Origin of the sequence: Immundisolibacter sp., from assembly GCF_041625615.1 — a bacterium.
In the GTDB taxonomy this organism is placed as follows: Bacteria; Pseudomonadota; Gammaproteobacteria; order Immundisolibacterales; family Immundisolibacteraceae; genus Immundisolibacter.
In genome coordinates this window covers 1-10,810 of record NZ_JBFJTF010000078.1, presented here as the reverse complement: position 1 = coordinate 10,810, position 10,810 = coordinate 1, and the positions used below count along the sequence as shown (strand labels likewise).

Sequence of the window (10,810 nt, the reverse complement as noted above, 5' to 3'; positions counted from 1 at the left end):
GTGACCGGCCGCACTATGCGCGCAAGCTGCTGACGGAGCCCGCGCACCTGGTGGCGCGGGCGGCCGCGTTGCCCCGTCCGCTGGTGTTCACCAACGGCTGTTTCGACATCCTTCACGTGGGGCATGTCGATTACCTGGACCGGGCGGCGGCGCTCGGCGCCAGCCTGGTGGTGGGCGTCAACACAGACGCCTCGGTGCGCCGCCAGGGCAAGGGTGACGACCGGCCGGTGAACCCGCTGGCCGATCGCATGGCCGTGCTGGCGGCGCTGGAAAGTGTGAGCCTGGTGGTGGCCTTCGACGATGACACGCCGCTGCACCTGATCGAGCAGTTGCGCCCGGAGCACTTGGTCAAGGGCGGCGACTGGCCGGTGGATGCCATCGTCGGTGCGCAGTTCGTGCGTGCGGGCGGTGGTCAGGTGCACTCGATGCCGTTTCGTCATCAGCGCTCGACCACGGACCTGCTGCGGCGCATTCGTGTCACGCCGACGTGAGCGGTTCTGTCACACGCGCGACATCTTGATCGTGCAGGCTTGTGCGCTTGCTGGCGGTGTCCGAGTTGGCAGCGCCCGCATGATTGCCTGATACCTGCGGGGGGCCAGGCCCCCCATTTTTTCAGGCGCCCTTTGCCACCGGTCGCGTGGCGTCGCCACACCACGCACTCCACGAGCCGGCATACAGTCGTGCGCCGGGCAGGCCGGCGTGCGCCAGCGCCAGCACATGGTGGCAGGCGGTGACACCGGAGCCGCAGTAGACAATCACGTCCTGTGTCGCCCGTCCGGACAGCAACGCCTGCCACTCGGCTGCCAGCTGCCGCGCCGGCTTGAAGTGGCCGCCATGCAGATTGGCCGTGAACGGCCGGTTGATGGCGCCCGGAATGTGTCCGGCAACGGGGTCGATGGGCTCGTGCTCGCCGCGAAAGCGCTCAGGGGCCCGGGCATCGACGAGCAACCAGCGGTTGCTGTCCAGATCGCGGGCGACGGCGGCGGTGTCCACGTGCCGCTCCAGTGGCGGGCGCAGCGGCAGCGGTGATGCGGGCACCGGTGGCGTGCCTTCGCCGTGTGCGACGTGCCGGCCGGCTGCCTGCCAGGCGGCGAACCCGCCATCCAGCACGGCAACGGCAGCATGCCCCATCCAGCGCAACAACCACCAGGCGCGCGCCGCAAAGCTGCCATCGCCGGCGTCGTAGCAGATCACCTCTGTGGCAGGAGTAATGCCCAACGCTGCAAGACGGCTGGCGAGTGTGCGCGGCGTGGGCAATGGGTGGCGACCGCTGTGCTCGGTCAGTGGTCCGGACAGGTCGGTGTTCAGGTCCAGGTGGCGGGCGTTCGGCAGGTGGCCAGCTGCAAATGCGCGCCGGCCGGCGCTCGGATCGGTCAGGTCATGGCGGCAGTCGAGCAGGACCGGGCCGGTGCGCGTGTCGACTATCCGTCGCTCCAGCTCGGCGCCGTCGATCAGTGTCTGGCAGTGGTGCCGCAACATGGCATTTCCCGGTGGTGTGGTGGCTCGTGGCGGGTGCGAGTGTGAGTACCCGCATTAAAATTTAGCCTCTCGATGGCCCTTCGCAGCATTCCAGGCGATTGCCTTGGCGCTGAATTTGCTTGCGTGGTTGTCCGAATCCACCATTGACGCAAGCGCTCACCCATGACCATGCCAGACAACGCCGTTCCCGCCGCCGAGGGTTTTCAGGCGTTGCGCACGGTCATCGAAGCCTTGTCGCTGGAAACGGATTTCGAGGCCTTTTTTCGCAAGGCAGCGGGAGCGGCGGCCAGCCTGGCCGGGGGCGACGCAGCCGCGTTGATCCTGATGAACGATCACGGCCGGCTGGAGTACCAGTTTTTCCTCGGCGTGCCGCCGGCCTACCGTACCCGCTTTCTGGGTTTCACATTCGATCGCCACAGTGGCATCGCCGGCGAGGCGCTCGACAGCGGGCAACCGGTGTTCGTGGCCGATTACCCCGCGCATCCCAAGGCATTGGCGGCGTTCGTTGCCAGCGGGCTACGCGGCAACATGGCGTTGCCTTTGTTGCACGGTGGCGCCGCGGTCGGCGTGCTGGTGGTGTCGTGGTTCGACCGGACGCCGGTGGAGCCCGACCGCGAGCGGGTGACGCTGTTGCGTACCATCGCCGCGCAGGTCGGCGCTGCCCGCCAGCGCTGGCAACTCGAACAGCGTCTGCAGCATCGGGCTGACCACGACACGCTGACGGGCCTGCCCAACCGCGGGTATTTTCTGGAGCATCTGCGGCAGACCTTGATCAGCGCCCGCCGCTATGGTCGCTACCTGGCGTTGATGGTGATCGACCTGGACGGCTTCAAGGCGGTCAATGACCGCGGGGGGCATGCCGCCGGGGATGCGCTTTTGCGCGAGGTGGCACTGCGTCTGCGGGATGCGGTGCGCGGAGGCGACATGATCGCCCGCCTGGGTGGTGATGAGTTCGTGCTGCTGATGGAGTACCAGCGCTGGCCGGACGAGCCGGCCGGTGTGGCAGGCCGTGTGCTGCAAGCACTCAGCATGCGGGCGCCGGTGACCGGCGGCACGGTGGCGGTGGCTCCGAGCATCGGAATTGCCGCGTTCCCCGACGATGGAACCACCGCCGAGTCCTTGCTCGGGAACGCCGACCTGGCCATGTACGAAGCGAAACACCGCCGTGGTGGCCGACAGGCCTGTTTCTTCAATCAGGCCATCGCGCAGGCAGTGCGTCGGCGTGAACGGTTGCTGGAAGAGGTGGAGCGCGCGCTCGTCGACGGGGCCTTCGAGTTGTACTACCAGCCGATTGTCAGCCCCGACAACGGCGCCACGGTGGTGGTCGAGGCGCTGCTGCGATGGCCACAGCCCGACGGCAGCGTGCGTCTGCCCGGCAGTTTCATGGTGGACGTGGAACGGCACAGCCGGCGCCTGATGCAGGCCTTGGGGCGTCATGTGCTGAACAGTGCGCTGGCCCACGCCGCAGCCTGGCAGGAACAGGGCTATGAGGTGGCGGTGTCGGTCAATGTGTCGGCACGCGAATTTCTGGACGAGGGCTTTCTGGGCAGCCTGACCGAGGCGCTGGCGGCCAGCCCTGGACTGGCGCGCGAGCATCTGGTGCTGGAGATCACCGAAACAGCGGCGCTGGAGGATCTCGACCGGGCGCGTTCGGTGATGCTGGCGTGCCGTGCACTGGGCATCCGGTTTGCCATTGACGACTTCGGTGCCGGACACGCGTCGCTGGCCAATCTGCGCGAACTGCCGGTGGACCGGCTCAAGATCGACCGCGTCTTCGTGGCGGGGTTGCCGGCGACCGAGGCGGACCGTGCCGTGGTCAAGGCCATCGTGGCCGTGGCGCAGGCCTTCGGGGTGGGTGTGGTGGCCGAGGGCGTGGAAACCGCCGCGCAGGCGCAGACGCTGCGGGAATTCGGCTGCACGCTGATGCAGGGCTACCATTTCGCACGCCCCATGCCCGCGGTGCAGCTGACCGAGCGCCTGAGGCAGGAGCATTGTCAGCGGGCCTGAGCCCTGGCGGCGGGGCCTGACCTGCGCCGTCACGAACGACCGGAGGAGTCATGACCGACCGCGTCTCGCAGATGCAGAAGCTGACCCAGTATTTCCTGGGCTACAACGCGACGCGGTTCATCGCGCTCGGCGTCGAGTCCGGTCTGTTTCAGGCGCTGGCGGCGGCGCCCGAGGGTGTCACGCCGGTTGATCTGGCGGCGTCACAGGGGCTGGATGCCGAGTACACGCGGCATTTCCTGCAAACCGGCTACGCGCTGGAACTGCTGGACCTAGCCGGTGGGCGCTATCGCCTGGCGGAGCATATGGCGCCGTTGCTGGCGCGCCCGGAGCACAACAGTTACCTGGGGTCGCTGGCGGGTTTTCACCACATCAGCGGGCGCGATTTCGAGTGCATGCCGGCGTTGCTGAAAGAGGGTGGCACCTACACCTTCCAGCAGCATGACGCCGATTTCATTGCAGCCGTGGCGCAAGTGACGGCCGGCATCGCCGGTTTCGTGGCGAGCAGCATCCTGCCCGGTCTGCCGGAGTTCGCGGGCCGCGATGATTTCAGGGCGCTGGATCTTGGCTGCGGCATGGGCGGCACGCTGTTGGCGCTGGCGCGCGCCTATCCGAAGGCCGAGCTGCTGGGCGTCGACATCGAGCCGCGCTCGGTGGAGCAGGCCAACGCGCGCTTCGCCGAAGCGGGGCTCGCACAGCGGGTGACGGCGCAGGTGGCGGCGGCCGAGGGCGTGGATCTTGAGGCGCGCTTCGATCTGGTGACGCTGATCCAGGTGTTGCACGAAACGGTGCCGGCGGTGCGCGCCGACATCCTGGCCGGCGCAGCGCGGGCACTGAAGCCCGGCGGCGTGCTGCTGGTGGTCGACGAGCCCTACCCGGACACCGTGGAGGGCCTGCGGGCAGCGCAAAGCTGCGCCATGACGCAGTTCATCGAGCGCTTCTGGGGCAATGAGCTGCTGTCCATGTCGCAGCAGAAGGCGCTGATCGAGGCCGCCGGCCTGCGTGTCGACGCACAGATGGTGCCGCCGCCCGGGCTGGTTGGCGTCACCATCGCGCGCCGCGTGGGCTGAGGCGTTTTCAGCGACGAACGGCGTCGGTGCGTTCGCGTGCCGCCGTGGCATACAGCAGGGTCGTGATCTGCTCCGAGATCAGCCCCATCAGAAACACCACCACGGCGGTCGTGAACAGTACGGCACTGGCGTTGGTGAAGCGCCCGTCGGTGGCGTAGGTGTGCAGGTAATTGAGCAGGCCCGCGGCGAAACTCAGGCCAGACAGCGGTGCGAAAATCTTCAGTGGCGAGTACAGCGTGGCGACCCGGAAGATGATCAGCAGGAAGCGGGCGCCGTCGCGCAGCGGGCGAATGTGGCTGCGGCCCGTGCGTCGGGCCGCCACGATGGGCTCGTAGGCCACCGCGTAGCCAGCGCGGAAAAACGCCATGGTGATGCTGGTGGGGTACGAGAAGCCGTTGGGCAGCAGGAACAGAAATTCGCGGAACTTCTCGGCCCGCACCGCGCGGAAGCCCGACGTCAGGTCGGCGATTTTCTGGCCGGTCATGTAGTTGGCGATGCGGTTGTACAGGCGGTTGGCCAGGGAGCGGCCGACGCTGGCCTGGGACGTGGCGTCGCGGGCGCCGACGACCATGTCGAAGCCTTCGTTCAGGCGTGTCAGCAGGCGTGGGATATCGGCCGGGTCGTGCTGGCCGTCGGCATCCATGAACACGATCACCTCGCCGTGCGCCGCGCGGGCGCCGGACTTGATGGCGCCGCCATTGCCGACACTGTAGCGGTGGCGCACTTCCTGCACGCCGTGGCGAGCACACAGGGCGGCGGTGTCGTCGGTCGAGCCGTCGTTGACGACGATTACCTGCGCCTGCGGGAAGCGCTCGCGCAGCACCGGCAGCAGTCGCTCCAGGGCGGGCGCTTCATTGCGCGCCGGCAGCACGATGGACAGCTCGCAGGGGGCGTCAGTCATGAAGAAACCCTGAGTAACGAAAGGATCGAGAATGCACCGATGGTGACACAGCCGGTCGCCCGGTGACGGCCGTACACTGGCTGCCTGTCGTGATTTCGGGCGGAGGTGTGCGCACGATGCAAGTGTCTTTGTACACGGTGGATGTGTTCACCCGACAGCCGTTTGGCGGTGCGCAGGTGGCCGTACTGCCCGATGCCGCCGGTGTGCCGGTGGCGCAGATGCAGCGTATTGCCAGCGAACTGAACCTGCCCACCAGCGTGTTTCTGACGGCGGGCCGGGCAGCCGAAAGCTGGCACATTCGCGTGTTCACGCCGGACGAGGAAGTGGATTTCGCGGCCCATGCGATTCTGGCGGCCGGCCACGCGTTGGCGCTCGACGGTCACCTGCCGGCTAGCGGTGAGGTGGAACTGCTGCATGCCTTCGGGTCGGTGCGGACACGCGTGGAGCCGCAGGCCGACGGCACGGTGTTCGTGCAGTTCAGTCGCACCGTGCATCCGGTGATCGACCGCTTCGTGCCGTCGCCCGAGGAACTGGCCGGCATCCTGTCGTTGCCGCGCCGCGAACTGGTGCAGCGCGACCTGCAGCCGCTGCTGGTGGCCTGTGAGCGCCCTTACTTGATGGTGCCCGTGCACCGCATGGAGGCGGTGCGGCAGGCACGATTCGATGCCGGCGCCTGGGCGCGCTCGCACGCGCCGGCCATGCTGGCGCAGGAACTGATGCTGTTCAGCCGTCAGTGCGAGAGCACGCAGGCCGACTTTCATACCCGCCTGCTGGGGCCGGCCATCGGTCCGCGCGAGGATCCACCGGTCGGTGCGGCGCTGCCGGCCTTCGCCGCGTACCTGGCGGCACAGCCGACGGTGCGTCCCGGCACGCATACCCTGACCGTGGAGCGTGGCCTCGATGCCACGCGCAAGAGCCTGCTGCAGGCCGAGTTCGACAAGCGGGTGCAGCGTGGCCTGGCACTGCGGGTAGGTGGCCATGCCGTTCGGATGTTCAGCGGACACTTCAGTCTGCCGCGGTGAGTTCTGCCTCGGCACGACGGCGGCTCAGTGCCTGCTCCAGTACCTTCAGGTGCCCGCGGTCGGTGGCACTGAGTCCGGGTAGCTGGTGGACGTCGGCCAGCACTGCGGCGGTCAGCTCGAACCGCCCTTGCAACATCAGGAAATTCGCTTCCATCAGCCGGTAGACCGGTTGTGGTGTTTGCCGGTACGCGGCGCGCACCCAGTCGAGGCCTTGTTCGAAACGGCCGGTCTGCAGGCAGATCTGGCCGTAGTTCATCGTCACCTGCGTCAGGCTGACGGTGTTGATGCGCGGGTTCTCGGCGGCCGCCGTCAGCCAGTCCAGCAGTGCCGGCGTCAGATCCAGGCAGGCCGGTTCCCCGGCCAGCGCACACGCGCTGAGGCTGCCCAGCGCCAGCAGCGTGGTGGGTGGCAGTGGCCGGCTGCGCAGGGCGGAGACGATGGCCTGGTGCTCGGTGGCGTCTGGCAGGGCGCCCCCGGCGGTGCGGCGCGCACGCAGCGCGCGCAGGCGGTAGCCGGTTTCCCACGGTGCCAGCGCGTAGGCATGCTGGTAGTGTTCGGCCGCCTGTGCCGGCTGGCCACGGCGGTGCAGCATGAGTTCGCCCATCATCTGCTGCGCCGAGGCGGATTGTGGGTGCTGGCGGTAAAGCGCCTCGATGATGGTCTCCTCGCTGTGCCAGGTGGCGGACCGGCCGAAGGTGCCGAAGCCCAGGGCCAGTGACGTTGCCACGCCGAGCGCGCCGTACAGTGCGGCGCGTCCGGTGCGGCGGGCGAACACCGTCACGCCGTACACGGTGGCCAGCAGCGGGCCCAGACTCGGCAGGTAGTTGCGGTGCTCATGGGCGATCTCCAGTGGCACCACGGTCGATTCCATGGCATGGCCGGCCAGGAACCACAGCACGGCCAGTGCCACTACCGGCGCGCGCCGGCGCAGTGCGATGGCTGCCGCCAGGGCCAGCAGCCAGCCGGCCAGCGCGGCCAGTGTGGTCCACGGCGCCAGCAGGCCGGTGGAGAGCGCGATGTCGTCGTGATAGAGCCCCAGCCGGCCCGGCGTCGGCAACAGAATCAGGCCGACGTAGAACCACAGCACGCGCGCCTCGGTCAGCAGGCGCTCGCCGAGGGTGAACGGCCGCCCGCCATAGCCGTCCAGCAGCCAGCCCGGCTGCCAGGCCAGCAGGCCCAGGCCGAGCAGCGCCGGCGCCAGCACGGTGACGGCGAAGAAACCGTTTGCGAACCGGCGGCCCTGGTCGTGCGCCGCGCCGGTGCCCCGCCACAGGCACAGCTCCAGCACGGCAAGATACAGCGGCAGCAACAGGGCGTTTTCCTTGGCCAGCGCGCCGAGCCCGACGCCCACCACGAGACTGCTCAGCAGCAGCGCCGCCCCACCGCGCCTGTCCTCGGCCAGGCGCTGGCGGCCGGCCAGCCACAGCCAGCTGCCGGCCAGTACCCACAGGGCGGAAAGACTGGTCATGCGCTGCACCACGTACAGCACCGAGGTCAGTTGCAGCGGGTGCAGCCCCCACAGCAATGCCGTGAACAGCGCCACTGCGGCACTGCTCTCACCCGCCCCCAGTCGGCGTGCCACCCGGCCGACCAGGGCGTACACCAGCAGTACGTTGAGCAGGTGGATGGCGAGGTTGGTCAGCTTGAAGGCGAGCGGGTAGAAGCCGCCGGCCCGGTAATGGTCCAGCGCGAACGACAGCGCTGCCAGCGGCCGGCCGAGGGGGCCGCTGGTGTTGGAACTGGCGGCGGTGTAGAGGTTCTGCACCGTCAGCGTCGTCACCGCCACGGTCGGGTTGTTGACGATGTTCGGGTAGTCGTCGAACACGAACGGCCCGCGCAGGCCGGGCAGGTAGGCCAGCACCACCAGCGCCAGCACGGCGGCCAGCGCCAGCCGGCGGGTCGACGCGGTCTTCATGATTCTGTGTCAGTTCCGTGATGCCGCGTTTCGCGTTGGCGACCCTCGGCAATGGCGGCGGCAAGATCTGCGAGCGCTTTGTCCTGTCGTACGGGCGCCCGTTGATTGGCGGCTTGCAGGCGTTGCAGATTGAACTCGGCATTGTCCCACTGGCCCAGCGCCATGAAGATGTTGGCCTGTTCAAACAGCGGATGCAGGTAGTGAGGGTCGAGGGTGAATGAGCGCTCGAACGCGTTGAGCGCTTGCTGAACGCTTCCCTGCTCGATATGGGCCAGACCGAGCATGAACTCCAGTTGCGAGCGATCGCGGTGCTCCACGGGCGCGGAAATGTACGTCGTCAGCCAGTGGGTCATGTCCGCGGCCATGAACGTGCAAACCTTGCGCAGGCATTGGCTTTGCGTCTCAAGGGCACGGTACCCAAAGGCCGACAATGGTTGCTCGCGCAGCAGATCGGCAAGCTCCGCCTGGACATCGTCCGGGATTTGCAGCCCGGCTGTACGGGCAGTGAGGTAGTAATTGAAGTAATAGCCCGCTTCGTGTGGCGCCGCCTGTTGGGCGGCCCGCAACTGCGCCAGCGCGTCGGCGTAGCGGCGCCGTTTGGCCAGTTCGGAAGCGTAATCGTTGCGTGACTGCGCGGACTCGGGGTGATGCTCCACCTGGTAGCGGTAAAAGCGATCGGACTCACCCCATTCCCAGGCGCGCAGGGTGGTCGTGGCGCCGAGTACGCCGAGTACCAGGACCAGGGTGGCCGCGCCGGCCCGCCGCGGCAGACGTGCGGTTACCCGGGCGAGCGCCCAGCCCACCCCTATACACAGGCCGACCATTGGCAGGTAATTGCGGTGTTCGTGGGCGATCTCCAGCGGTATGAGCGTCGATTCCATCAGGTGTCCGGCGAAGAACCAGAGGATGGCAAAGCCCGCCAGCGGTGCCCGGGGCAGCAGCCTGAACCCCAGCCAAACCAGCGCAGCGATGCCCAGCAGCGCCGGTAACGTGGTCCAGGGCGACAACAGACTGGTCGAAAGGGCGATGTCGTCGTGATACAGGCCGAAGGCGTCGATGCGTGGCAGTGCGAACAGTCCAAGGTAGAACCACAGCACCCGCGCTTCGGTGAGCTGGCGCTCAAGCAGCGTGAACGGCCGCGCGGCGTATCCGGGTTCGACTTTCCAAGCCAGAAGGGCAGCACATAGACCAGCGGCCAGCCACAAGGTGAAACGGGTAACACGACCACTCCGCCCTGGCCGCTCCAGCCAGCGCCAGTAAGGCGCCTGCGGGTAAAGCAGGCGATCGCACAGCGGGTAAAGCAGTGCCAGCAGGGCGGCGTTTTCTTTGGTGAACAGCCCCAGCAGCGCCAGCAGCGAGGCGGCGAGCACCCAGGGCGCGGCGCGGCCAAGCAACGCCGTGCGGTCTGTCGGCCGGGACTGAACCAGCGCCTCGCGCGCCTTGAGCGCGCATAGCAGCGTCGCGAGCACGAACAGCGTGCTCAGACTTGCCATACGCTGCACCACGTACAGCACAGGCGAAAGCGCCAGCGGATGCAGGGCGAACACAGCGGCGGCGAGCAGCGCCAGACGGTTGCGCGAAGTTGCTTCGTGCGGCCACGTGGCGCCAGCCAAGCGCCGCGCCAGCGCGTACACCAGCAGCACGTTGACCAGGTGAATCGCGAGGTTGGTGGCCTTGAAGGCCGGGGCGCTGTAGCCGTTGGCGAAATAGTGGTTCAGCGCGAATGACAGATACGCCACAGGGCGTTTGAGTGGTCCCGACTCCAGCGACCAGGCGGCGCGCCACAAGTCGTCCAGGGCAAGGCGCTGCACCCGCAGCGAGGCGTTCTGCAGAATGTTGGTGGTGTCGTCGAACAGCCAAGGGCCACCGAGGCCCGGACTATAGGTAAATGCTGTTATTGCTACCAGAGCAGACAGGGCGGCCAGCTGATGCAAGGTGCGTGACATGGGTTCAAAAAAAAGGCGGCCGAAGCCGCCTTTTCAGGTATTCATACGTTGCTGCCGGTTGCTGTTAAGTACGCGGCAGATATTTCGTCGGAACGGTGCTGCCGCTGCCCGTATTCGTCCACTGCAGGTTGCCGCCTTTGTTAGTGGGCCGATAAACAACGTCATCGCCGGAAGCCTCGCCGATGTCGGACACGGTTTTGAGGTTGACCGTAACTACGCCATTGGCGCCTACGGACACGCTGCTCACGTACTTCGCGTTATACGAGGCCGCGGCGCTCAGTCCCAGGCTGGTGTGATTGCTGATGGCGGTGCCGGACAGGGTCCCGTTTTCGCTGAAGTACACGTCGACTGCGGTGCGGGCGGCGGACGCCAGTGAGGCTGACTCACCCACCTTGGTACGGATGGTGTAGTCCTGGTACGCCGGCACGGCCAGAGCGGCCAGGATGCCGATGATGGCGACCACGATCATCAGT

At 67.5% G+C, this 10,810-nt stretch carries 9 protein-coding genes; 4 read left to right on the top strand and 5 right to left on the bottom strand.

Annotated elements, in window-relative coordinates; translation table 11 throughout:
* Positions 1 to 26 precede the first annotated feature (26 nt).
* Positions 27 to 491, top strand: coding sequence for a D-glycero-beta-D-manno-heptose 1-phosphate adenylyltransferase (gene rfaE2 / locus ABYX71_RS07560; protein ID WP_372695902.1), 465 nt, complete (start codon positions 27 to 29; stop codon positions 489 to 491).
* 121 nt (positions 492 to 612) lie between these two features.
* Here the strand turns inward: rfaE2 and ABYX71_RS07555 are convergent, their stop codons facing one another.
* Entirely contained in the window at positions 613 to 1,479 is an 867-nt protein-coding gene (locus ABYX71_RS07555) for a sulfurtransferase (RefSeq protein WP_372695901.1), read from the bottom strand.
* A gap of 162 nt (positions 1,480 to 1,641) precedes the next feature.
* Between ABYX71_RS07555 and ABYX71_RS07550 the strand changes: the two genes are divergently transcribed.
* Complete coding sequence (locus tag ABYX71_RS07550) at positions 1,642 to 3,486, top strand: putative bifunctional diguanylate cyclase/phosphodiesterase (RefSeq protein ID WP_372695900.1); 1,845 nt, start codon at positions 1,642 to 1,644, stop codon at positions 3,484 to 3,486.
* Positions 3,487 to 3,536: 50 nt separating this feature from the next.
* Positions 3,537 to 4,553 (top strand): cyclopropane-fatty-acyl-phospholipid synthase family protein, encoded by a 1,017-nt coding sequence (locus tag ABYX71_RS07545; RefSeq protein ID WP_372695899.1) that lies wholly within the window; start codon positions 3,537 to 3,539, stop codon positions 4,551 to 4,553.
* Between the two features lie 7 nt (positions 4,554 to 4,560).
* Here ABYX71_RS07545 and ABYX71_RS07540 read toward each other — a convergent pair whose 3' ends face one another.
* Positions 4,561 to 5,454, bottom strand: a complete 894-nt coding sequence (locus ABYX71_RS07540; RefSeq protein ID WP_372695898.1) for a glycosyltransferase family 2 protein — start codon at positions 5,452 to 5,454, stop codon at positions 4,561 to 4,563.
* A 116-nt stretch (positions 5,455 to 5,570) separates the two neighbouring features.
* Here ABYX71_RS07540 and ABYX71_RS07535 point away from each other — a divergent pair, with 116 nt between their 5' ends.
* On the top strand, positions 5,571 to 6,476 hold the full coding sequence (locus ABYX71_RS07535; protein WP_372695897.1) for a PhzF family phenazine biosynthesis protein: 906 nt from the start codon (positions 5,571 to 5,573) through the stop codon (positions 6,474 to 6,476).
* Here the strand turns inward: ABYX71_RS07535 and ABYX71_RS07530 are convergent.
* The 3 genes from ABYX71_RS07530 to ABYX71_RS07520 all read right to left on the bottom strand — a co-directional run.
* A complete protein-coding gene (locus ABYX71_RS07530; RefSeq protein WP_372695896.1) occupies positions 6,460 to 8,391 on the bottom strand; it encodes a pilus assembly protein PilF in 1,932 nt (643 codons plus the stop codon). The two genes, ABYX71_RS07535 and ABYX71_RS07530, sit on opposite strands and share 17 nt — an antisense overlap.
* A complete protein-coding gene (locus ABYX71_RS07525; RefSeq protein ID WP_372695895.1) occupies positions 8,388 to 10,325 on the bottom strand; it encodes a tetratricopeptide repeat protein in 1,938 nt (645 codons plus the stop codon). The genes ABYX71_RS07530 and ABYX71_RS07525 overlap by 4 nt, the downstream gene beginning before the upstream one ends.
* 76 nt (positions 10,326 to 10,401) lie before the next feature.
* Positions 10,402 to 10,810 (bottom strand): pilin (locus ABYX71_RS07520; protein WP_372695894.1); only part of this gene is annotated, 409 nt, incomplete at its 5' end.

Coding starts and splice junctions, on each gene's coding strand:
- ABYX71_RS07555 (WP_372695901.1), bottom strand. CDS start 1,479: ATGTTGCGGCACCACTGCCAGACACTGATCGACGGCGCCGAGCTGGAG.
- ABYX71_RS07550 (WP_372695900.1), top strand. CDS start 1,642: ATGACCATGCCAGACAACGCCGTTCCCGCCGCCGAGGGTTTTCAGGCG.
- ABYX71_RS07545 (WP_372695899.1), top strand. CDS start 3,537: ATGACCGACCGCGTCTCGCAGATGCAGAAGCTGACCCAGTATTTCCTG.
- ABYX71_RS07540 (WP_372695898.1), bottom strand. CDS start 5,454: ATGACTGACGCCCCCTGCGAGCTGTCCATCGTGCTGCCGGCGCGCAAT.
- ABYX71_RS07535 (WP_372695897.1), top strand. CDS start 5,571: ATGCAAGTGTCTTTGTACACGGTGGATGTGTTCACCCGACAGCCGTTT.
- ABYX71_RS07530 (WP_372695896.1), bottom strand. CDS start 8,391: ATGAAGACCGCGTCGACCCGCCGGCTGGCGCTGGCCGCCGTGCTGGCG.